Origin of the sequence: Chryseobacterium defluvii, from assembly GCF_014204415.1 — a bacterium.
Classification (GTDB): Bacteria; Bacteroidota; Bacteroidia; order Flavobacteriales; family Weeksellaceae; genus Chryseobacterium; species Chryseobacterium defluvii_A.
On sequence record NZ_JACHLE010000001.1, the window covers coordinates 1,088,470 to 1,110,619 of the forward strand.

The following is a 22,150-nucleotide window of genomic DNA, read 5'->3' on the forward strand; positions in this document are numbered from 1 at the left end:
ACTGAGTTTCGGGATTTTTATGTTTATTTCAACAGGTCATAAAAAAGCAGGGTGGCCAGCTTGTACCCCCCTGCCTCTGTATTAGAAAAATTATGTTTATCAGTTGACCAGATCCGGCTCTATCGGATTGTTGTTCTTCTTTAAAGTTTCTCTGGTACTTTTTTCTATTTGCTTGAAGACCTGATTAGGATCTGAAATTTCTTTCCCGTCAGAGGTCTTTACTTTGAATGCCACTCTTGTATTATCACTTCCGCCGTTTCTCATCATCATTTCCCTCATGTTTTTAGTGGGATCATTCACATAGGCTTTCCATACTTTCCGGAACTGGTCTTTGGTCACTTCAATTTCTTTTCCTCCCATTCCTATGATCCTTACATTATTAGGCAGCTCGGCTTCTGTTTCGGCAGCGGGGGCCTGAACGGTTTTATTTCCTATCATTGTCATGATGTGTGACCCGGTAGAGTCTTCGATCTTTACGATCAGTCCCGGCAGTCCATAGAATTTATACGGTCCGTCCTGAAAAGGAAGGTCTGTACTGAACCATGCCGTCCATTCCCTTCCCCCAAAGGTTGTGGTAGCTTTCTGAGCATTATACTCTCCTATTTTTTCTTTTTCGGGGAGGATCTTCCATTCCGGTTTTTTGTCTTCCTGAATTTTATACTGGTCTGTAGAAACACTTCTGAAAAGATAGGTTTTAAAATCCGGATATTGCTTGGTAACTTTGAAGGCAACCTGCCCCGGTCTTTCTCTCCGGTTAATGCTGATATTTCCAGCCATGCCTCCTTTCAACTGCTTTTCCAGATCTGCTTTGGATGTTGAGTCTGCGACATATTTATCATGGCTGTAATAGTTGGAGCCATTCTTATCAATATCCAGAAGCATCATTTCTTTCTTCACATCCGCTTTATCATTAGAATCCGGGATGTATTTGTATTCATAAAAGAATCTGTTGACCTGAGCATTAGCCAGAACGCTTAAAAGCAAAAAGAGTAAAAAATTATTTTTCATATGCATTTAATAAAGCTTTGTCAATATAATATTTGCTATATTGACAAAGCATGTTGGAACTTTATTTCTTGGTCTCGATCCTTACTTCTCCCGAGGATCTGCCGTTATTCGTATTCTTATTAATACTTATATTTTTGATATCATTAGGGTTCAAAGCATTCATTTCCTGTTTAGTAACTTCCTTACCGTTAACGTAGATTTTCATATCTCCTGTACCTTCAGCATTTTTTAGCCCGGAAACAATGATCTTATTCTTCTTATCTCCTACTTTAATATAATCGGTATCAATCTTCATGACTTTGCCGGGTGACGTATTATAGCTTACATCATTATTAAAGAAAAACATTCTTCTGTCATTTCCTTCCAGAGCTCTTCTTTCTGCTTCCAATTTTGCTCTTTCCCCTTCAAGTTTGGCTCGTTTTTCATTAAGTTTAGCTCTTTTTCTGTCAAGCTCAGCTCTTTTTTTAGCCGTGCCTGCAGATTCTTTTGCTCTTTCTGCTTTAGCTCGTACAATCACTTCAGATTCCGGGCTCCACTTCATGTCTTTCATGTCCTTGAATTTGTAAACTTTTACTCTTGGGGCATTGGGTGGTGATGGCGGCGATGGCGGTCCGTCTGGTGCATCAGGCGGGAATGGCGGTTCTTCCGGGAAATCAAAATCCATATCCGGGATTTCCACTCTCATTTTTTTAAGTTCCTTTACATTATCCTTCCATTCATCCGAATTGAAAAACTCATTCATTTTTTTCATATCGGCTCCATCAAGATTGAATGCCATCGCTTCTCCACCAAAAGGGACTACAAAACCGCGAACAGATTTTTTAAAATCTTCTGAATTGGTTATTTTTCCTATTTCTTCTGAAAGTGAGCCTATCTCATCAATGCTTTTCTTAAATTCTTCACTTTCGGGTTTTAAGGATTTTAATGCTTTGCTTTTTTCTTCAATTCTCTTACCCAGGTCTGCTATTTTTTTCTGACTTTCGGATTTTCTGAAAAGCCTTAGCTCAACAGGCTCTACATCTAATTTCCCAGGCTTAGTCGTATCTTTCTTTATTTGGGCAACCGCCTCTTGGATCGCTATATTGGTTTCTTTAATTTCTTTATTCCTGGCATCTACCATATAGGCAAAAGCCACTGAAAATAAAACCGGCAATGCAAAAATCCTTCGCGCATATCCGAATTTGGTTTTGGGTTTCTGTAACATTTTTAGTCTTTTTTTAAGGTTTGAACTGAGGAACGGACTGGTCGCAGGCAACTGTGTTCCGGAAAAGTGGCTTGCTAAAAGCATCTGCGCAAATGCTTTGGTGTCCGATTGTTTTACGGCTTTTTTATCAGCCAGGTATTCATGGATTAAGTTAAGTTCTCTTTTAATGATATGAAAGAACGGATTGAACCAGAAAACAGAGGTAATAATCTCAATAAAGATCTTATCGAAGGTATGTTTCTGTTCAATATGCACCATTTCATGCTTCAAAATCTGTTTTCCGAGATCGGAGTTCAATACAATGGTATTCTTCCAGAACAGGTTTTTAAAGTAAGAGAAAGGAGCATCGGTCAGGTCTGTATGGTAAAAATTGATGCCATCAAAACTTTCTTTTCGAAATTGGCTTTTAAGCTGCTGGATCTTAAAGATCCCGTAGATAAATTTCCCTAAAAAACAGAGAGAAACCAATCCCAAAGCTGAATAAATAATTCCAAGATAAATGTGGTCATTGCTTATGTTTTTAGTTGTGTTAAAATTCTGAAATCTGTCTATCACTTCATATAAATTGCTGTTTACCTCAATGGTAAAGTCATCTACTTTTATCAGCGGCAGCAGCAACGATATCAATATGGCAGACAACAAATAAAATCTGTTATAATGATGAAACGTCTTGTCTTTTAAAGACAACCGGTAATACAGAAACATTACACCGGAACATATAATTACTTTTCCAAAGTACAAAAATACGGCTTCCATGGCTAGTTTTTCTTTTTGAGTTCGTCTAATAGCATTTCAAGATCTTCTACGGTCATTTCATTCTTTTCTACAAGGAAAGAAACGGCACTTTTATAAGAACCTTTAAAATAGTTTTTCACAAGGCTTTTCATGGTTTTCCCGGAGTACTGCTCTTTCGAAATCAGCGGGAAATACTCATGCTGTCTTCCATATACATGATAGTCTACGAATTCTTTGTCTTTCAATACTTTTAAAATAGTAGAAACGGTATTGGTATGCGGCTTCGGTTCGGGAAAGAGATCAAGGACATCTTTAAGGAATCCTTTTTCTATTTTCCAAAGATACTGCATCACCTGTTCTTCCGCTTTTGTTAAAGTCTGAATTTTCATGTCCTGTTTCATTTATCACTATCGGATATAAAATCATATATAATTTCATATCACTAAGAAATTAGTTATACAAATGTAGAAATAAATCCGAACCAAACAACTAATTATTTAGTGATAAATCAACAATTAATGTAACTATCTGAAAATCAGAACAATATTTTTTATTAAAATATGTTAAATTTTTAAGAGAGTCCGATTATCATCTTATTTATCTGCATGGAAAACCCGGATTAAAGCATAAATTCTTAAAACTTGTTAATTTTTATTAAATAAAATTAAAATGTATTTGTCTAAAGTGAGAAAATATATTTATTTTAGTGCTTTAAAAATTTCTCATGAAAAGATATAATTTATTGATTGTACTATTACTTCTTATTTTTAATGCAGCCACTGCGCAAAAAAAGGACTCTCCTGCGGCAGATTTCAGCTCGGTAAGGGAAACCAAAGCCAAGATTGAAAACACAATCCCACTGGTAATCAAACATTTGCAAGACATCAGCACTAAAGAGGGTGACAATAATATCCTTACCAACGGGAAAACAGCCTTAAAAAGGGAATACGGCATCCTGGAGTCCGAATGGTACTTATACAGGGGAAATATGAATAACTGTATCCTGAATAAATCTTCAAAAAAAGCTAAAAAGTGTATGGAGTATCATACTCAGTACCTTAGAAGCACTCTGATCAATTACAACAACTATATTACAAATCTGACCAGAAAGAACGGATATCTGGGAGTAGAAGGTGATACTAAATTTGATTTTAATCCTTCTGAGATCAGCACTAAACTAAGTGAAGCCTATTTTAATGCAGGCGATGCTGCCGGCAGAATGAAAGGAAACCAAAAGAAAGAATTTATGAGCCAGACCATGGCTGAAGATTATAAACTCAGACCATATGCTGAAATGGCACAATAATATATGATCCCGCTTTTGAAGCGGGATTTTTTATAATATATTGAAGGTAAAATTGTATAGAAAAAGGCATACGGAAAACATTGTCCATCCACTTTTTATATCTTTAATCTTGCCGATACGCTCACTTCAAAAATATGACAACCATGAATTATAAAAACAGAATCCTCCTCTTATCGTTTTTACTAATGATGTCAACTTTAACATCATGCCAGGAGCGAAGTATAAAAAAAGTAGGCGGACCCTGCGAAGGATGTGAAGCCATTTTTGAATATAAGAATAAAGTATTGAATCCCGTGGATACTCTCCCCGGATTTCAACAAAACGAGCCTAAATTGAAAATCACAGGCACAGTTTTCGAAAAGGACGGAAAAACACCTGCAGAAAATGTTATTATCTATATCTACCATACCAACAGGCAGGGGATCTATGAAACCAAAGGCAATGAAACCGGCTGGGACAGACGACACGGATTTATCCGGGGCTGGATCAGAACAGGGAAAAACGGGCAGTACACTTTCTATACGTTCAGGCCTGCCGCTTATCCCAATGCCGACGAGCCCGAACACATCCACATCACTATAAAAGAACCCCATAAAAATGAATATTATATGGATGACTACCTCTTTAATGATGACCCATTACTGACGCAAAGCAGAAGAAACAGGCTGGAAAACCGGGGCGGTTCCGGAATAGTAAGCCCGAAAATGGAAGACGGGATTCTGACCATTAAACGAAATATCATCCTGGGGAAAAATATTCCGGATTATGATTAATACACACCTGGTATTCTAAAAGTAATAACAAATCCGGCAATTCTTTCAGATTCATAACAACAGATCAGCAGAAAAAGAAAAGAGAAATGATTAAAGCAATCATTTCTCTTGTATTAGTAGCGGGAACCGGACTCGAACCGATGACCTTCGGGTTATGAGCCCGACGAGCTACCTACTGCTCCATCCCGCGGTATATTTTTAGAACGCTTACCGAAAGCGTTGGCTTAGTAGCGGGAACCGGACTCGAACCGATGACCTTCGGGTTATGAGCCCGACGAGCTACCTACTGCTCCATCCCGCGGTATATTTTTAGAACGCTTACCGAAAGCGTTGGCTTAGTAGCGGGAACCGGACTCGAACCGATGACCTTCGGGTTATGAGCCCGACGAGCTACCTACTGCTCCATCCCGCGATATTGGACTGCAAATATACGATTTTTTTTCAAAACCGCAATTTTTTCTCATGAATAAAGCATTTTACAAAAGCTGCCCAATTATTTGTATCTTTGTTTTATGGCAAAAATTTTAAAAATATACCCTGAAAACCCACAGGAAAATCTTATCAATGAGGTCATTAGATCATTAAATAATGGCGGGCTGATCATCTATCCTTCAGATACCGTGTATGCTTTAGGCTGTAATATTTTTGATATCAGGGCAATGGAAAAGCTGGCACAGCTTAAAAAAGTGAAGCTTGAAAAGTCAAAATTCTCTATTATCTGTAATGATTTAAGCCATCTTTCCGATTTTACGCGGCCTATTGAAACCTCTGTTTTCAGATTTCTGAAAGCTCATCTTCCAGGACCTTTTACCTTTATTTTAGATGCCAACAAAAATCTGCCTTTAGCATATAAAAATCATAAAACCATAGGGATCCGGGTTCCCGATCATCCGATCCCGCAGCTTATCGTTGAAAAACTGGGCCATCCCATAGCTTCTACTTCCATAAAAGATGATGACGAGATCATTGAATACTCTACTGATCCGGAACTGATCGCCGAGAAGTACGATCATCTGGTGGATATTGTCATCGACTCGGGATACGGGGATAATATGGCTTCCACCATTATTGACCTCACTTCCGGAGAACCTGAGATCATCAGACAGGGAAAAGGACTGCTGTAGTTTTGAGTTATATGTTATAGTTACTTCTTACATTTATGAAAATAATAACATCACCTGCCAAATTAATGAACATCGAAAACTCAACGGACCTGTTGAGATCCTCCACTCCGAAATTCATAGAAGAGGCAGCCTTTATACAGTCTTATTTAAGGCATAAATCTCCGAAATACCTTTCTGAGCTGATGGAAATATCGCCCAAACTGGCAGATGAAAACTGGGAAAGGAATCAAAAATGGAAATCTGATCCTAAGCCGAAAGAATCTGCCCCTGCACTGTTTGCATTTACAGGAGAAGTGTACAGGGGTCTGGATGCCAAAACCCTGGATAAAAAAGCCATAGATTACCTGCAGAAAAACTACAGGATGCTTTCAGGATTGTACGGGCTTTTAAAACCCTCCGATAAAATCATGCTGTACAGGCTGGAAATGGGCAGAAATTTTGAATTTGACCAATATAAAAACCTGTATGAATTCTGGAGTGAAAAAGTGACCGAACAGCTGAATTCCGAAATGAAAAAAAACGAGATCCTTCTGCATCTGGCCAGTACCGAATACGGAAAAGTGATCAACCGGAAAAAACTGAATCACAAGGTCATCGATTTTGATTTTTATGAATTAAAGGACGGAAAACTGAAAACCATAGTGGTCTACACCAAGCACGCCAGAGGACTGGTCGTAAGGTTCTGTGCCGAAACCAATGCAAAAACACTGAATGATGTAAAGGCTTTCAACTATGAAGGTTACAGGATAGATGAAGAAAAGTCTACGGATACAAAACTGGTGTTCACAAGGTAATGACGATCCAGGAATTTAAAAGATATTTCAAAACAGAGCTTTCCGAAATTTACAGTGAATCGGAAAGTGCCTTTTTATTTTCTGTTTTTGTACAGAAAATTGTGGGCTTTGACCGCCATCTTCAAAGGAGATTTTCTCATCAGGAACTATTGAAAGAGGATGAGAAACAGCTTCAGGAAGTAGTATCGGAGCTCAAAACCCAAAAACCTTACCAGCATATCTTAGGAGAGACGGAGTTTTTCGGGATGAAATTTTTCGTGGATGAAAATGTCCTGATCCCCCGTCCTGAAACCGAAGAACTGCTGGAAATGGCTATTTACAGGATCAGGAAGCACTTTCATACCCGGAATGAGACCGCCGGGAAACAGCTAAAAATTCTTGACATAGGAACCGGAAGCGGAATTATCCCTCTTGTGCTAAAAAAGCATTTTCCTGAAGCGGAGGTTCACTCTATAGACTTTTCTGAAAAGGCTTTACAGACGGCGGTAAGAAATGCCCGACACCATAAGCTGGACATTCAATTCATCCACCATGATTATCTTGCTTTTGAACTGACAGAACGTTATGATATTATTATTTCAAACCCACCTTACATCGGTATTGAAGAAGAGCATGAAATTGCAGATTCCGTAAAAGAGTTTGAACCTAAAATGGCACTCTTCTCTCCCACTTCCGATGCTTTGATCTTTTACAGGAAGATTGCCGAAGATTCCCAAAAGCACCTCAATGATGAAGGACTTCTTTTCCTGGAGATCAACCAGAAACTGGGAGCAGAAACATTAAATCTTTATACTCATTTGTTCACTAAGGTAGAGTTGATGAAAGACCTGTCTGAGAATGACCGGTTTATTGCAGGAATCAAATAAACAATGGAAATCCGGGCACACTTTATCACCAAGATAAAAATTGCAGAGATCATCTCTGATGCAATGGTTATCGGATCTGTTGAGGATGGGCTGGACCTTCTTGGAAACATTTATTATCAGGATTTTGACAGGGTTATTCTTCATGAAAAGCATATTACTCCTGATTTCTTCGACCTGAAAACAAAGATTGCCGGAGAAATCCTTCAAAAATTTTCTAACTACAGGGTCCGATTGGCCATAGTAGGTGATTTCAACAAGTACAAAAGTAAGAGCATTCAGGATTTTATTTTTGAAAGTAACAGCACACAGCATATCAACTTTGTTGGCAGCTTGCCGGAAGCTTTGGAGAGGCTTTCAAAGTAAAAGATCTCTTTTCCCGATCTCTCTGGATTGTCTGATATTTAATCAGTAAAAACAAATAAACTATTAATACCGGCTATAAGAAAATAATCCGGATCAGGTTTACGTTATAGGATTCTAATAGCCTATGAATGAAAAATAAAATTGTTTTACTAGCCGGAATTATTTTTAATTCCTTTCTGTCTGCCCAATCCGAATTCACTACCTTCAATAACGGACTGATCTATAATGAGCATACAATGGATAAACTGGAAAGAATTGTGGACTCATTAAACCTGAAATATAAAACCTGTGACCTGAACAAGGTATTTTATTCCCAACAGCAGGTGAAAGGGCATATCATCAGATTATCCAAAGGGAATGTGGCTCAGGCTAAAAAAGATATGGATATGAACATTTCTTTTGAAAATTTTGTTTCAAAATATCCTGACGCGGAAATTCAAAAGGATGTTTTAATCATAAAACTAAAAACCAAAGACTACCATGAAAAAGACATTATCCGGTTTTATGAGATCAGGCTTGACGATGACTATGAGCTTAAAATAGATAAGGAATACAAAAAAACGGTCCATAATAAACCTGTAAAAAATACATGGTACTATGAGTACAGTGACAAAACATCTTATTCGAATGAGTCTGTAAAAGCATTTTATTTTCCTGAAAACATGAAAAGCATTCCTCTGGATCCAAAATATTCCCGGCAGATCATCTATTCGGATTGCCTTATTGATACTTCAATTACAAAATTCAAGGAAAATTCAAGTAGGGACAGATATGATTTAAACAGACGCATTAAGCTTCCCTATAACTGGAAAAACCTTACGACGCCTGAAAAAGAAAAGATTCTTGATGAAATGAGATCTAACATGGCAGTAGGAATGTGTAGCCAGGATAACAGCCCCAGAATTCAGGGGATCAACATGGCTTTATTGTCCGCTGATATTGCACATTGGGGACTTTTTCTAAAATCTCATCTTGACATTATGAATGACCGGTTTGAAAGGGTTTCCGATGCAAGCTATGCATGGGGTAATCGCCAAACCTATATTAAAGAGCTTGAAGAGCTGGATATCAATGTGCCGGATCTTATTTTCGGCATTTCATTCCGCATAGAAAATCCTGTGAACAATCATTATTACGGGAGTATCGGAAGGTTAGGAAGGGCAATTTCAGAGTCAAAAGACAGGGAAAAATTCTTATCTCAGATGCTTTCTATGATCCGGGATGAGGATCTGGATGATTACAACCGGGTTTTATCCTATTTCTTATACATCAACTGTAATCATTATATTGAGAATGAACGTGAGAAAAAAATAAACAAATTAAATCTCAATGATGCCGTAAAAAAGCTTCCTCAATACCTGTCAGAAAAAATTAAGCCCGAAAAAATATGATATTGAGCTAAGATGTCTTATTTAGCAATTTCTTTCAGGCATCTTAATGTTTTCATACACCATCAAAGCTCTGTCTTTTGTTTTTTAGGCTCACAAAAAGCCTTCAATATAAAAAACCAATGAACCATAAAAGAACTCAACCTATATGTTGCTTTATACTCTATGGTTCATTGGTTCTGATATTCTGATATTTTAATCAAAGATAATTTTTATCCTATTCTCTTCCTTATAAAAATTTCATAGCTCAGATAAGCAAGCGGAAGTGACATTACTCCCAGGTAATACCAGTTGCTCAATGCCAGCTGAGAATGTAATACGAGGGAGTAAACCAATCCGAAAAACGCTCCTCCAAGATGTGCAGAATGTCCTAAATTATCCCACTGTTTCGGATTCAGCATCATATAAACCGAATATCCGAAATATAAGGTCCCAAAGATCCAGCCCGGTAAAAAGTTAACTCTGATCTCTTTCGGAGCCAAGGCTATTGCAGCAAAAATTATTCCCGAAACAGCTCCGGAAGCTCCAATCGCAGAATACCAAGGCTGATTTTTATAGATCATTAAGCTGAAAAGGTTCCCAAGGATCATTGATCCGAAATAGATGATCAGGAAACCTATATTTCCAAAAAAATAAGTAACCACTCCCTGAAAAAAATATAGGGAAAGCATATTGAAAAACAAGTGCATAAAATCTGCATGAAGAAATGCAGAGGTTATCAGCCTGTAGTATTCCTTTTTGGAAGTGATGGCCGATACATTAAATTTATATTTCTCAAATAACTCTACATTGTTCATTCCCATATAACTGATAATGCATGTTACCGCTATTATCACCAAAACTATTATACTCATAATTTTAATCTTAACATTTAGTTTTCATTTCCATCTCCTTCAAACAGATCGCCGATGACGCCTTCGTCCATATCATGATCGATAAAACTGATATGCCCTTCGGTGTGCTCTACTTCATCAAAGCCTTCATTTTCCTCAGGCTCAGGGACGGTTATATTAATTGCTTTTACTTTAAATTTTGTAAACTGATTACCAATGGCTTTTATTCCTTTTACTGCAATGAATTCATCTATATTTACGGTTTCCGGATCCCGTTCTTTGCCTTTGTCTTTGGCAAAAATGATCTCTGCGGTGGAACCGTCGGCCACAATTACGTTTTCGATAAATGATTTGGAATGTTCAGACGGCATGAAGGTCTGTGCATTGGTCGTATTTTCCAGCAGGAATCTTTTGATGAAATAAATTTCTTTTTCTCCGTCATAATAGATACAGGTGATCGGCTGTTCCGGTTTCCATTTTTCAAGGATCAGGTATTCGTCGTCAAAGCGGTTTCCAAGATCAAAGGTTATCAATTTGGCTTCTCCGTTGGAATTGATGGTCAAAATTTTATCATCCCCTTTAAAGCTCCCCAGCAGTGTCCCTCTTGCATCCGCATTCAGCCTTCTTACGGTATCATCAAACCATATTTTCCTCGGAGCAAGGGTAGATACGCCTTCTTCTTTCATATCCACTTTTTTCACGGCATATTTGGTCACAAGGTTTCCTTTGGAATCACGCCCTTTGATAGCCAGTTCAGAAAAATCTACATCCATTTTGTTCTTCCTGATCCTTGGATTAGGCTTTAAAAGAACCGTTACTGTTTCTGCTTCGCCATTCGGGTTGGCTGAGAAATACAGCATTTCCGAACCTTTTTTGTCTGAAGCTAAAGGATAATCCGTATTCCTGGTCACTCCCGTTACGGAGAAGCGCTTCATATAGTACGGCCCTTCTTTCCCCTCACGGTAGATCATGTTATATACGGTCCTTTTATCATTTTTCTTCCACACGGCAACATGCAGGATGTCTTTTCCGATGAAGGTTTTGGCTTCTACTTTCACCACTTTCATGCTTCCGTCTTTCCTGAAGGTAATGATGTCGTCAATATCCGAACAGTCAAATAAATACTGGTCTTTTTTCAAAGAAGTTCCTATGAAGCCTTCTTCAAAGTTGGCATAGAATTTTTCGTTGGCAACCGCCACTTTGGTTGCATCAATGGTATCGAAGATCCTGAGCTCTGTCTTCCTTTCTTTTCCTTTTCCGTATTTTTTCTGGATATTCAGGTAATAATCGATCGCATAGGCAATAAGATGGGCCAGATGATGTTTTACCTGTTCTATTTTACCTTCAAGGGCAGCAATATTTTCTTTAAATTTATCTAAATCGAATCTGGAGATCCTCTTGATCCTGATCTCCGTCAGTTTAAGGATATCTTCTTCGGTTACGGCTCTTAAAAGATGACCCGTATGAGGTTTCAGCCCTTCATCAATGGTTTTAAGAACGTCTTCCCATGTCTTCACTTCTTCAATATCGTGATAGATCCTGTTTTCTATAAATATCCTTTCCAGTGAGGAAAAATGCCAGCTTTCCTGCAATTCGTGCAATTCGATTTCCAGTTCCTTTTTAAGCAATGAAACCGTATGATCGGTATTCATTCTTAAAATTTCGGAAACATTCAGGAACATCGGCTTATCTCCTACGATCACACAGGCATTGGGTGAAATGGTCACCTGGCAGTCTGTGAAGGCATACAGCGCATCTATTGTTTTATCCGGAGAAACCTCATTGTGAAGATGAACAAGAATTTCTACCTTATCTGATGTATTGTCTTCAATTTTTTTGATCTTGATCTTGCCTTTTTCATTGGCTTTTAAAATGGAATCGATCAGATCGCTGGTAGTCTTTGAGAAAGGTAGCTCAGAAATGACCAGGGTATGCTTATCCTGTTGTGAGATCCTTGCTCTTGCTCTTACCTTTCCGCCTCTATGCCCGTCATTGTATTCGGTAACATCCAGATAGCCTGCCGTTAGGAAATCCGGGAATAACTCAAATTTCTTGCCTTTCAGATAAGCCACAGAAGCATTGATCAGCTCATTAAAGTTATGCGGAAGTATTTTTGTGGAAAGTCCTACCCCGATCCCCTCCACTCCCTGAGCAAGAAGCAAAGGAAATTTAACAGGCAGGTCTATCGGCTCATTATTCCTTCCGTCATAGGATTTTGCCCATTCTGTAGTTTTAGGGTTGAAGACCACTTCCAGTGCAAAGGGAGTCAGCCTGGCTTCAATATATCTTGCCGCAGCTGCAGAGTCTCCCGTATACACATTTCCCCAGTTTCCCTGGGTGTCTATAAGCAACTCTTTCTGCCCTATCTGTACCATTGCATCTGTAATAGAAGCATCACCATGAGGGTGATATTTCATGGTATTCCCAACGATATTCGCGACTTTATTATACCGCCCGTCTTCCAGCTCCCGCATGGAATGCATAATTCTTCGCTGAACAGGCTTAAAACCATCATACACGGATGGTATGGCCCTGTCTAAAATTACATAAGAGGCATAATCCAGAAACCAGTCTTTATAAAGCCCGGAAACTTTTTTCAGACTTTCTCCTTCATGCGAATGTTCTTCTGTCATCATTTACACTTTGTACTTTTTTCTCGTTATTAGCTTTTATTACTTTATTCAGAGATATCTTGAGGTCACTTACTTCTTTTTTTGTGAGATAAGAGATCTCGTATTTTAAAATTGTAGATCCGTTATTTTTACTTGAAATGGTAACATACAGTCTTTTCATAAAAAACATGCTTACTACTTCATACTTCATCAGTTTATATTTAGGGAATTCATCACTCATAGACCCACTCATAAACGGGATGATATTTCTGTTCTTAAAATTCAGGGCTTCCCCGTCACTGTCATATTCAAAGATCTGTCTTCCATTAAAATAAAAAAGGCTTAATAAAATAATGGGCAAAATAATCAATAAATAGCTCTCTAATCCTAAAATATTAAACTTGTATTCTTCTAAGAAGAATGCAGCAAAACCTGCTAATAAGATCATTAATAATAAGGTACTAATGAAGTTATAAACCGGAATTTTGTTTCGGTTACTTAATCTCATAATAATTTTTTTGATTTGTGTTTGTTTTTTGATCGGTGTGTTTTGTTATCTATTCTGCATCGCTTAAAATCTCTTTTTTATCTATATCCGGATCTTCCACTACTAAATTATCTAAAATAAATACCTGTCTGTCCGGTGTATTCTTACCCATATAAAATTCCAGGATCTGATCAATCGTCTGGTCTTTTCCTATCACCACAGGCTCCAGGCGGATATCATTCCCGATAAAGTGCTTGAACTCATCTGGTGAAATTTCTCCTAACCCCTTAAATCGTGTAATTTCAGGGTTCTTTCCGAGTTCATTCAATGCTTTTATTCTTTCAGTTTCCGTATAGCAATATCTTGTTTCTTTTTTATTTCTTACTCTGAACAAAGGGGTTTGAAGGATATAAAGATGTCCGTTTTTAATCACATCCGGAAAGAACTGAAGGAAGAACGTGATCATCAAAAGGCGGATGTGCATCCCGTCAACATCGGCATCCGTAGCAATGATCACCTGGTTATACCTCAGGTCTTCCAGGCTTTCTTCAATATTCAAAGCCGCCTGTAATAAATTGAATTCTTCATTTTCATAAACCACTTTCTTGGTGAGTCCGTAGCAGTTTAGGGGTTTTCCTTTTAAAGAAAATACGGCCTGGGTCTCTACATCCCTTGATTTGGTGATGGAACCGGAAGCGGAGTCTCCCTCTGTAATGAAGATCTGGGTTTCTGCTTTTCTTTCGGCCTTCTGGTCGTTATAATGCTGTCTGCAGTCACGCAACTTTTTATTGTGCAGGGAAACCTTCTTAGCTCTTTCCCTGGCCAGTTTCTGAATTCCTGAAAGCTCTTTTCTTTCTCTTTCGGAGATCAGGATCTTTCTTTGTATAGCTTCGGCGATCTCAGGGTTTTTGTGCAGGAAATTGTCCAGCTTGCTCTTCAGGAAGTCAATGATAAAAGTCCTTACCGTAGGGCCTTCCGGTCCCATATCATTGGATCCCAGTTTTGTTTTTGTCTGGGATTCGAAAACGGGTTCTTCCACATTGATGGAAATAGCTGCAATAATGGATTTCCTGATATCCGAAGCATCAAAGTTCTTATTGAAGAATTCCCTTATGGTTTTCACATAGGCTTCACGGAATGCATTGAGGTGCGTCCCGCCTTGTGTTGTATTTTGTCCGTTCACAAATGAGAAATAGGTTTCCGTCTGCGATTTATCCGAATGGGTAATAGCCAGCTCAATATCATTATCTTTCAGATGAACGATAGGATAGAGAGTTTCGGTTTCCATTTCTTCTTCCAGCAGATCTTTAAGTCCGTTCTCTGAATAATAGGTCTCCCCGTTAAAAATGATCTTCAATCCGGGATTCAGGTAGGCATAATTACGCAACATCCTTTCAATATACTCTTTCCGGTATTTGAAATGGAGAAAGATGTCGGCATCCGGTATGAAAGAAATTTCGGTACCGTTCCTGTCCGATGTATCTGCTTCGGAATGGTTCTGGGTAATCATTCCCCGGGAGAATTCCGCCATTTTCATTTTTCCTTCACGGAAAGACCTCACCCGGAAATAATCTGAGAGCGCGTTCACCGCTTTGGTACCCACCCCGTTCAGACCCACGGATTTTTTAAAGGCTTTACTGTCATACTTTCCTCCCGTATTCATTTTAGAAACGGCATCTACCACCTTTCCCAAGGGAATTCCCCGGCCAAAATCACGGATCGTGACTTTACCGTCATCCACTTTTATCTCGATTCTTTTCCCGGCTTTCATCCTGAATTCATCGATAGAGTTGTCCAGAATTTCTTTAAGCAGGATATAAATACCGTCATCAGCAGATGAGCCGTCGCCCAGTTTCCCGATATACATACCGGGACGTAAGCGTATATGCTCCTGCCAATCGAGGGTTCTTATATTATCTTCAGAATAGATAGGTTGTATTTCTTGTGACATATGTATTTCAGCAAACATACAAAAGTACGAAATTGGACAAGATTATTCTACACTTTTTTGATTCATTTTTTCGATATTAGTCTATATGCATTGGCTTATTATCAATCATTATATATTTACGGCATGATTCATTAAAAAGTGAGAAATATATTTATTTTTTCATTTTAGAACGGGACATTTTTGTATCGTTAAAGGTTATCAGCTGCAATATTGGCGTTTTTAATGTTTCATTCTGAAAAAAATAAATTAAATTCGGGGTACGTAAAAACTCCGTTTCAATGATACAACTTCCTTTTTCGAAGCTTTCCAATGTAGGGACCACCATTTTCAGCCAGATGACGCAGCTGGCCAATGAGAACCAGGCCATCAACCTGTCCCAGGGATTTCCTGATTTTATGCCGGACACCGAACTTTTGGATCATGTGGAACACTTCATCAGAAAAGGCTTCAACCAGTATGCACCTTTAGGAGGAATGATAGGGCTAAAGGAAGAGATCGCTAGGAAGATCGGAAACAGCCATCAGGCCGATTATCACCCTGACTCTGAGATAACCATTACAGCAGGCGGTACACAGGCCATATTTACTGCTATTGCGGCCTTCATCAAAAAAGGTGATGAAGTGATCATCTTTGAGCCTGCTTATGACTGCTATGAGCCTACCGTAGAGCTTTTCGGAGGAATTGTAAAACGTTTTGAAATGAAAGCTCCTGATTATGAGATCGACTGGAATGCAGTAAAAGGGCTGGTCAGCGAAAAAACCAGGATGATCATCCTTAATAATCCCAATAATCCTTCAGGAAAGATCTTACAGGAAAAAGACATTCAGGAGCTCATCCGTATTGTAAAAGATACTTCCATACTGATCTTAAGTGATGAAGTCTATGAAAATATTGTCTTTGACGGAAAACAGCATTTAAGTGTATGTAAATATCCCGAACTCAAAGAGCGGAGTCTTCTCGTGGCATCGTTTGGAAAGCTTTTCCATGTTACGGGCTGGAAGGTAGGCTATTGTGCCGCTCCGAAGAATTTAACGGATGAATTCAAGAAAGTGCATCAGTTCAATGTATTCTGTGTGAACACACCTATTCAGCTGGCTTTGGCCGAATACATGAAAAATGAAGGGCATTACAATTCTCTTAACGGGTTCTTTCAGGAAAAAAGGGATTTCCTGAGAAAAGGACTCGCCGGTACTTCCTTCGGGCTTCTGGATTGTGAGGGAACTTACTTTCAGGCTGTGACTTATGATAAGATCTCCGATAAAAGCGATTTTGAATTTGCCCGGGAATTAACGGTCACCCATAAAGTGGCCAGCGTACCCTTTTCATCTTTCTATAACAGCAAATTGAGTGAAAATGTAATACGGTTATGCTTTGCTAAAAAACAGGAGACATTGGAACAGGCCATTGAGAATTTATCCAAATTATCCTGAATTCGGGATAAGATTTTCTAAACTGTAATGAAAATCCAACAAAAAAACGCCCCCAAATTCATGGAAACGTTTTTCAATTACTATAACTAACTTTAATACTTTTTCTTATACGTTAAATCTGAAGTGCATGATATCACCGTCCTGAACGATATATTCCTTTCCTTCTACAGAAAGCTTTCCTGCTTCCTTTACCTTCACTTCAGATCCATAGTTCATGTAATCATCATATTTGATCACCTCTGCACGGATGAAACCTTTTTCAAAGTCAGTATGGATCACTCCGGCTGCCTGAGGAGCCGTCCACCCTTTCCCAATCGTCCATGCCCTTACCTCCTTCACACCTGCCGTAAAATAAGTCTGAAGCTTTAATAGGTCATAAGCTTTTCTGATGAGACGGTTTACACCCGGCTCTTCCAGACCTAATTCTTCAAGGAAGATCTGCCTTTCTTCATAAGTCTCCAGTTCATTGATGTCTGCTTCGATCTGAGCCGCCAAAACCACAACTTCCGCCCCTTCATTTTTAGCCATTTCTTCAATTTTGCCTATCCATTCATTTCCGTTTTTGATGGAATTTTCATCTACATTACAAACATAAAGAACCGGCTTTTTGGTCAATAACTGAACGTCATCAATAATGGGTTTTGTAAGGTCATTTACAGGAAATTCCCTTGCATTTTTACCATCCTCAATAAATTGCTGAAGGTTTTGAAGCGTCTCATACGTCAAAACATCTTCTTTCTTCCCGGATTTGATGAATTTTTTAGCTTTCTCCACTGCTTTTCCTACTGTTTCAAGGTCTTTCAGCTGAAGCTCAATATCAATGATCTCTTTATCCCTCAAAGGATCTACTGAACCTTCTACGTGAACAATATTTCCATTATCAAAACATCTTAAAACATGAATGATCGCTTCACATTCACGGATGTTGGCCAGGAACTGGTTTCCTAAACCTTCTCCTTTACTGGCTCCTTTTACAAGCCCTGCAATGTCAACGATCTCAACTACTGCCGGCAAAACTCTCTCCGGTTTTACTATTTTTTCAAGCTCAAACAATCTGCTATCCGGTACGGAAACCGTTCCCAGGTTAGGTTCTATGGTACAGAAAGGATAGTTTGCTGATTGTGCTTTGGCATTACTCAGACAGTTAAAAAGAGTTGATTTACCTACGTTCGGCAATCCTACGATTCCACATTTCATATTGTTCGATTCAAAGTTTAATGTTCAATGTTTAAAGTTCAATTTTCAACCTTGAACTTTCAGCGTGCAAAGATAGTAATTTTGAAGTGAGTTTCATAATAAAAAGAGGCTATCTCAAAATGCAATCTTTGAAGCTTAATAGCAAAGTTTAATATTTGTGGAGGTTGGATTACTACCGGAATGACAAGATTATGTTTAAATCATGCTTAATAGTATTTTAGTTGAGGTTTACAGTATTTATTCACGTAGTTTGTCATTCTGTAAGAACCTAAACCCATTCAAATATTCAGAATTTATGATCTAATAAATAGGACTAAAAATGACGATTTCTCAGGTCTTCACAATTCTGTTTTTCAGCTTTTTGATCATTTGATCTTTTTTGCCATATAATCACTTTCGTTGCCTAGTCTGTCGATGGCTTTAACAGCAACTGCATTCAAAGTTTTACCGTCTTTATATTTCGGGATATCTCTTGAAAGGTTATCCAAAGTTAAAATCTCTGTCTCCCAAACGCCGTTATACTGTGTAAAAAGTACCCATTGAAAAACATCACCCATATTTTTGCAGCTCCAGGTTGTCTGTGCAAAGCTTCCGTTATCTGTAACGAATACGGTAGGTACAGGAAGGGGAACTGTTTTGATCCAGGGAGTTTTCGGAACCAGGGCCTTTTCCTTGTAAGGCCCGTTCTTCAAAGTGGAAAGCATAGCCGGATTCTTGGTTAATCCTGCAATACTCCAATGAATTTCCCCGGCATCATTTTTCAAAACCTGCCTGGAAATCTCGATCTGGTTTTTAATTTCTGCCGCACGGTCCGAAACCTTTATTTCCACGGTATTCAATCCCGGCCAGAGATGACGGTTCTGGGTATTCTCGGACTGCCACCATTTCAGCAAGGGCTCAAAGCCCTGTTCTTTCGCATTTACAGGCCAGTATAGCTGCGGTGAAAAATAATCGACCCAGCCTTTGTTCAGCCATAATTTTGCGTCAGCATACAGCTCGTCATACTGTGAAGAACCTGCAATACCTTCCGGATATCCCGGTTTCCAGATCCCAAACGGGCTGATCCCGAACTTTACATGGTTTTTCTCGGCATGCACCTCTTTATAGATCCGTTCTACGAATTTATTGACGTTGTCTCTTCTCCAGTCTGCTCTGGATAATGTACCGCCATTCTTCAGATATTCATTCCAGCTGGCCTTGTCCGGAAAATCTGCTCCTCTGTTATAGGTTGCATACGGGTAGAAATAGTCATCGAAATGCACCGCATCAATGTCATACCTTTTCACAATATCCTTCACCACATTGGAAACATGCCCCTGTGTCCTCGGACCAGCGGGATCAAACCAATACATTCCGTTCTTCAGCCTTACGATAAGTTCAGGCAACCTATTGACCATAGACTGGCTGGTCACCGTACCTCCATTGGCATGGTGCGCTCTGTAAGGATTCAGCCATACGTGGAGCTCCAGCCCTCTTTTATGGGCTTCTTCGATCCAGAACTGCAACGGGTCATAGTTCGGATAGGGAGCCTGACCGGTATACCCTGTCAAAAAATAAGACCATGGCTCGATATTACTGGTATATAAGGCATCTGCGGAAGGACGTGCCTGAAAGATCACCGCATTGAAATTATTGTCTTTCAGCATATCCAGCATCCGGACAGCTTCTGCTTTTTGCTGCTCAACAGACAGGTTGTTCCTTGAAGGCCAGTTGATATTGGCAACACTTGCCACCCAAACACCCCTGAACTCTCTCCTGATCTCGGGAAGGGTAACTTTAAAAACCTCTTCTTGTACAGCTGTACCAATGGTTTTAATGGAATCTTTGTTTTTGGAAGGGGTTGTAACTGACCCTAACGGGGTTTTTGTAATGGGCTTTACCGTATTATTCTGAAGGGAGCGGGCACTGCTGCATGATACAAACATTCCCACCAAAAATATCAGCGTTAATTTATTCACTTTCATAGGCTGCAAAACTACATTTAAATTGTATTTTCTAAGAGATTATTATGCCAAAATAGGCATTTTTAGCTTTATCTAAGAAAAAAGCCCCGAAAAACCGGGGCTTCAATATTTTATCTTGTACAGAAATTATTCTGCTTTTGCCATTCTTTCAGCACGTTTTCTGTCTTCTTCAGCCAATAGCTTTTTACGCATTCTGATGAAGTTTGGAGTCACCTCGATGCATTCATCCTGCTGAATATATTCCATGCATTCTTCAAGAGAGAATAATATTTTTGGAGCAATGTTCCCATCTTTATCCTTTCCGGAAGCTCTCATGTTGTTAAGCTGTTTTCCTTCCACGATGTTTACGACAAGATCCCCGGGCTTATTCTGTTCTCCTACGATCATCCCCATATAAACTTCTTCTCCCGGATCAACGAAGAATCTTCCTCTGTCCTGTAATTTTTCAATAGAATAAGCGGTTGCCGGACCCTGGTTTTTAGACACTAAAACACCCTGGCTTCTTCCCGGAATCTGACCTTTGAAAGGCTTATACTCTGAGAATCTGTGTGCCATGATCGCTTCACCGGCAGTAGCTGTTAACATCTGGGAACGCAATCCGATCAAACCTCTTGAAGGAATATCGAATTCCATATGCTGCATTTCTCCTTTGGTTTCCATGATCAGCAAATCTCCTTTTCTTTGGGTAGCCAGGTCGATCACTCTTGATGAATATTCTTCAGGAACGTCTACTACCATTGTCTCGTAAGGTTCGCACTTTTCACCATCAATATCTTTCAGGATCACCTGAGGCTGCCCGATCGTCATTTCATATCCTTCTCTTCTCATTGTTTCAATAAGAACCGACAAGTGAAGAATACCTCTACCGAATACCAAGAATGTATTAGCATCATCTGTCTGCTGAACTCTTAATGCAAGGTTTTTCTCTAATTCTTTTTCCAATCTTTCTTTAAGGTGATTGGAAGTAACATATTTACCATCTTTCCCGAAGAACGGAGAGTTGTTGATAGAGAACGTCATGTTCAACGTAGGCTCATCAATCGCAAGTCTTTCCATTGGCTCCGGATTTTCAAGGTCAACGAAAGTATCCCCGATCTGGAAAGCATCGAATCCTACCACAGCACAAATATCTCCTGCCTGAACCTCTGTTACTTTTTTCTTTCCTAATCCTTCGAAAATATATAATTCTTTTACTTTTCCTTTTACGATCTTATCTCCTTCCTGTGCAAGGCCTATCCACTGCCCTTCTTTCAAAGATCCTCTGATCACTTTTCCGATCGCAATTCTTCCCAGGAATGAAGAATAGTCTAAGGAAGTTACCTGCATCTGAAGGCTTCCTTCTTCTATTTTCGGAGCCGGAACGTGTTCCAGAACACCATCAAGAATAGGAAGAATGTTATCTGTAGGCTCTAAAGATGTATTGAACCATCCCTGTTTTGAGGAACCGTAATAGGTAGGGAAATCCAACTGCTCTTCAGTTGCATCCAATGCAAAGAAAAGATCGAAAACTTTATCATGAACTTCATCAGGACGACAGTTTTCTTTATCTACCTTATTGATCACCACAATAGGCTTCAGTCCCAACTGAAGGGCTTTATGCAAAACGAAACGGGTTTGCGGCATCGGGCCTTCAAAGGCATCTACCAATAGTAAAACTCCGTCAGCCATTTTCAATACTCTTTCCACTTCTCCTCCGAAATCGGCGTGACCGGGAGTATCAATTACATTAATTTTTGTGTCCTTATAGGTTACAGAAATATTTTTGGATAAGATGGTGATCCCTCTTTCTCTTTCAAGATCATTGTTATCCATAATTAATTCGCCACTTTCCTGATTTTCCCTGAAAATATTGGTAGCGTGAATGATCTTGTCAACCAGGGTTGTTTTACCGTGGTCAACGTGTGCGATAATCGCAATATTTCTAATGTTTTGCATATAAGATTTTTACGGGTGCAAAAGTAGTGATTTTTAATGAATTAATTATTATGATTGTAATTTATTTAACAAATTCATAATGAGGAAATTAAACCAAAGCCTCTGTTTTAGAATACAGATAAGAAACCCTAAACTCATTTTAAGACTTATAATTCATAAAAAGAAGTATGTTTTGTTATT

18 protein-coding genes and 3 tRNA genes are annotated in these 22,150 nt (G+C 39.0%); 8 read left to right on the forward strand and 13 right to left on the reverse strand.

Features of this window, described 5'->3' with window-relative positions:
• Positions 1 to 99: 99 nt before the first annotated feature.
• The 3 genes from HNP38_RS04905 to HNP38_RS04915 all read right to left on the reverse strand — a co-directional run bounded on the left by HNP38_RS04905 (position 100) and on the right by HNP38_RS04915 (position 3,336).
• Positions 100 to 1,008 (reverse strand): GLPGLI family protein, encoded by a 909-nt coding sequence (locus HNP38_RS04905; RefSeq protein ID WP_184185323.1) that lies wholly within the window; start codon positions 1,006 to 1,008, stop codon positions 100 to 102.
• A 61-nt stretch (positions 1,009 to 1,069) separates the two neighbouring features.
• Positions 1,070 to 2,968: a M56 family metallopeptidase gene (locus HNP38_RS04910; RefSeq protein ID WP_184185326.1), complete on the reverse strand. Its 1,899-nt coding sequence runs from the start codon at positions 2,966 to 2,968 to the stop codon at positions 1,070 to 1,072.
• A gap of 2 nt (positions 2,969 to 2,970) precedes the next feature.
• Positions 2,971 to 3,336 carry a BlaI/MecI/CopY family transcriptional regulator gene (locus HNP38_RS04915; protein WP_184185329.1) on the reverse strand — a complete coding sequence of 122 codons (366 nt, stop codon included), beginning with the start codon at positions 3,334 to 3,336 and terminating at the stop codon, positions 2,971 to 2,973.
• Positions 3,337 to 3,671: 335 nt separating this feature from the next.
• On the opposite strand from HNP38_RS04915, the gene HNP38_RS04920 reads away from it, so the two are divergent.
• Both HNP38_RS04920 and HNP38_RS04925 read left to right on the forward strand, forming a co-directional pair.
• Positions 3,672 to 4,253 (forward strand): hypothetical protein, encoded by a 582-nt coding sequence (locus HNP38_RS04920; protein WP_184185332.1) that lies wholly within the window; start codon positions 3,672 to 3,674, stop codon positions 4,251 to 4,253.
• Positions 4,254 to 4,396: 143 nt separating this feature from the next.
• A complete protein-coding gene (locus HNP38_RS04925; protein ID WP_184185335.1) occupies positions 4,397 to 5,026 on the forward strand; it encodes an intradiol ring-cleavage dioxygenase in 630 nt (209 codons plus the stop codon).
• A 117-nt stretch (positions 5,027 to 5,143) separates the two neighbouring features.
• On the opposite strand, the gene HNP38_RS04930 is transcribed toward HNP38_RS04925, so the two are convergent.
• The 3 genes from HNP38_RS04930 to HNP38_RS04940 all read right to left on the reverse strand — a co-directional run bounded on the left by HNP38_RS04930 (position 5,144) and on the right by HNP38_RS04940 (position 5,438).
• Positions 5,144 to 5,216, reverse strand: a tRNA-Met gene (locus HNP38_RS04930).
• Positions 5,217 to 5,254: 38 nt separating this feature from the next.
• Positions 5,255 to 5,327, reverse strand: a tRNA-Met gene (locus HNP38_RS04935).
• Between the two features lie 38 nt (positions 5,328 to 5,365).
• A tRNA-Met gene (locus HNP38_RS04940) sits at positions 5,366 to 5,438 on the reverse strand.
• 100 nt (positions 5,439 to 5,538) lie between these two features.
• Here HNP38_RS04940 and HNP38_RS04945 point away from each other — a divergent pair.
• The 5 genes from HNP38_RS04945 (at position 5,539) to HNP38_RS04965 (ending at position 9,564) form a co-directional block, all read left to right on the forward strand.
• Complete coding sequence (locus HNP38_RS04945) at positions 5,539 to 6,150, forward strand: L-threonylcarbamoyladenylate synthase (RefSeq protein WP_184185338.1); 612 nt, start codon at positions 5,539 to 5,541, stop codon at positions 6,148 to 6,150.
• Positions 6,151 to 6,185: 35 nt separating this feature from the next.
• Positions 6,186 to 6,944 carry a peroxide stress protein YaaA gene (yaaA, locus tag HNP38_RS04950; RefSeq protein ID WP_184185341.1) on the forward strand — a complete coding sequence of 253 codons (759 nt, stop codon included), beginning with the start codon at positions 6,186 to 6,188 and terminating at the stop codon, positions 6,942 to 6,944.
• The gene (gene prmC, locus HNP38_RS04955; RefSeq protein WP_184185344.1) at positions 6,944 to 7,810 is read left to right on the forward strand and encodes a peptide chain release factor N(5)-glutamine methyltransferase; all 867 of its coding nucleotides are present in this window, start codon (positions 6,944 to 6,946) and stop codon (positions 7,808 to 7,810) included. The genes yaaA and prmC overlap by 1 nt, the downstream gene beginning before the upstream one ends.
• A gap of 3 nt (positions 7,811 to 7,813) precedes the next feature.
• The gene (locus HNP38_RS04960; RefSeq protein ID WP_184185347.1) at positions 7,814 to 8,173 is read left to right on the forward strand and encodes a DUF4180 domain-containing protein; all 360 of its coding nucleotides are present in this window, start codon (positions 7,814 to 7,816) and stop codon (positions 8,171 to 8,173) included.
• A gap of 128 nt (positions 8,174 to 8,301) precedes the next feature.
• Complete coding sequence (locus HNP38_RS04965) at positions 8,302 to 9,564, forward strand: hypothetical protein (protein ID WP_184185350.1); 1,263 nt, start codon at positions 8,302 to 8,304, stop codon at positions 9,562 to 9,564.
• A gap of 209 nt (positions 9,565 to 9,773) precedes the next feature.
• On the opposite strand, the gene HNP38_RS04970 is transcribed toward HNP38_RS04965, so the two are convergent.
• Genes HNP38_RS04970 through HNP38_RS04985 form a run of 4 tightly spaced genes read right to left on the reverse strand, consistent with a single transcriptional unit; the run spans position 9,774 to position 15,444 of the window.
• Positions 9,774 to 10,415: a rhomboid family intramembrane serine protease gene (locus HNP38_RS04970; RefSeq protein ID WP_184185366.1), complete on the reverse strand. Its 642-nt coding sequence runs from the start codon at positions 10,413 to 10,415 to the stop codon at positions 9,774 to 9,776.
• Between the two features lie 17 nt (positions 10,416 to 10,432).
• A complete protein-coding gene (locus HNP38_RS04975; RefSeq protein ID WP_184185369.1) occupies positions 10,433 to 13,030 on the reverse strand; it encodes a DNA gyrase/topoisomerase IV subunit A in 2,598 nt (865 codons plus the stop codon).
• Positions 13,005 to 13,514, reverse strand: coding sequence for a hypothetical protein (locus HNP38_RS04980; RefSeq protein WP_184185372.1), 510 nt, complete (start codon positions 13,512 to 13,514; stop codon positions 13,005 to 13,007). Before HNP38_RS04980 ends, HNP38_RS04975 begins: the two co-directional genes overlap by 26 nt.
• A 49-nt stretch (positions 13,515 to 13,563) precedes the next feature.
• Positions 13,564 to 15,444, reverse strand: coding sequence for a DNA topoisomerase IV subunit B (locus tag HNP38_RS04985; protein WP_184185375.1), 1,881 nt, complete (start codon positions 15,442 to 15,444; stop codon positions 13,564 to 13,566).
• A 278-nt stretch (positions 15,445 to 15,722) separates the two neighbouring features.
• On the opposite strand from HNP38_RS04985, the gene HNP38_RS04990 reads away from it, so the two are divergent.
• Complete coding sequence (locus tag HNP38_RS04990; protein ID WP_184185378.1) at positions 15,723 to 16,874, forward strand: methionine aminotransferase; 1,152 nt, start codon at positions 15,723 to 15,725, stop codon at positions 16,872 to 16,874.
• Positions 16,875 to 16,979: 105 nt separating this feature from the next.
• On the opposite strand, the gene ychF is transcribed toward HNP38_RS04990, so the two are convergent.
• The 3 genes from ychF to typA form a co-directional block, all read right to left on the reverse strand.
• Positions 16,980 to 18,071, reverse strand: a complete 1,092-nt coding sequence (ychF, locus tag HNP38_RS04995) for a redox-regulated ATPase YchF (protein WP_184185382.1) — start codon at positions 18,069 to 18,071, stop codon at positions 16,980 to 16,982.
• Positions 18,072 to 18,436: 365 nt separating this feature from the next.
• Positions 18,437 to 20,035, reverse strand: a complete 1,599-nt coding sequence (locus tag HNP38_RS05000) for a glycoside hydrolase family 10 protein (protein WP_184185385.1) — start codon at positions 20,033 to 20,035, stop codon at positions 18,437 to 18,439.
• Positions 20,036 to 20,161: 126 nt separating this feature from the next.
• Positions 20,162 to 21,970, reverse strand: coding sequence for a translational GTPase TypA (typA, locus tag HNP38_RS05005; RefSeq protein WP_184185388.1), 1,809 nt, complete (start codon positions 21,968 to 21,970; stop codon positions 20,162 to 20,164).
• Positions 21,971 to 22,150: the final 180 nt, after the last annotated feature.

Bases quoted from the DNA above. Each gene is read 5' to 3' on its own strand.
- HNP38_RS04960 (WP_184185347.1), top strand. From the start codon at position 7,814: ATGGAAATCCGGGCACACTTTATCACCAAGATAAAAATTGCAGAGATC.
- HNP38_RS04990 (WP_184185378.1), top strand. From the start codon at position 15,723: ATGATACAACTTCCTTTTTCGAAGCTTTCCAATGTAGGGACCACCATT.
- HNP38_RS04965 (WP_184185350.1), top strand. From the start codon at position 8,302: ATGAAAAATAAAATTGTTTTACTAGCCGGAATTATTTTTAATTCCTTT.
- typA (WP_184185388.1), bottom strand. From the start codon at position 21,970: ATGCAAAACATTAGAAATATTGCGATTATCGCACACGTTGACCACGGT.
- yaaA (WP_184185341.1), top strand. From the start codon at position 6,186: ATGAAAATAATAACATCACCTGCCAAATTAATGAACATCGAAAACTCA.
- HNP38_RS04920 (WP_184185332.1), top strand. From the start codon at position 3,672: ATGAAAAGATATAATTTATTGATTGTACTATTACTTCTTATTTTTAAT.
- HNP38_RS04910 (WP_184185326.1), bottom strand. From the start codon at position 2,968: ATGGAAGCCGTATTTTTGTACTTTGGAAAAGTAATTATATGTTCCGGT.
- HNP38_RS04985 (WP_184185375.1), bottom strand. From the start codon at position 15,444: ATGTCACAAGAAATACAACCTATCTATTCTGAAGATAATATAAGAACC.
- HNP38_RS04980 (WP_184185372.1), bottom strand. From the start codon at position 13,514: ATGAGATTAAGTAACCGAAACAAAATTCCGGTTTATAACTTCATTAGT.
- ychF (WP_184185382.1), bottom strand. From the start codon at position 18,071: ATGAAATGTGGAATCGTAGGATTGCCGAACGTAGGTAAATCAACTCTT.
- HNP38_RS04925 (WP_184185335.1), top strand. From the start codon at position 4,397: ATGAATTATAAAAACAGAATCCTCCTCTTATCGTTTTTACTAATGATG.
- prmC (WP_184185344.1), top strand. From the start codon at position 6,944: ATGACGATCCAGGAATTTAAAAGATATTTCAAAACAGAGCTTTCCGAA.
- HNP38_RS04975 (WP_184185369.1), bottom strand. From the start codon at position 13,030: ATGATGACAGAAGAACATTCGCATGAAGGAGAAAGTCTGAAAAAAGTT.
- HNP38_RS04970 (WP_184185366.1), bottom strand. From the start codon at position 10,415: ATGAGTATAATAGTTTTGGTGATAATAGCGGTAACATGCATTATCAGT.
- HNP38_RS04945 (WP_184185338.1), top strand. From the start codon at position 5,539: ATGGCAAAAATTTTAAAAATATACCCTGAAAACCCACAGGAAAATCTT.
- HNP38_RS04905 (WP_184185323.1), bottom strand. From the start codon at position 1,008: ATGAAAAATAATTTTTTACTCTTTTTGCTTTTAAGCGTTCTGGCTAAT.
- HNP38_RS05000 (WP_184185385.1), bottom strand. From the start codon at position 20,035: ATGAAAGTGAATAAATTAACGCTGATATTTTTGGTGGGAATGTTTGTA.
- HNP38_RS04915 (WP_184185329.1), bottom strand. From the start codon at position 3,336: ATGAAAATTCAGACTTTAACAAAAGCGGAAGAACAGGTGATGCAGTAT.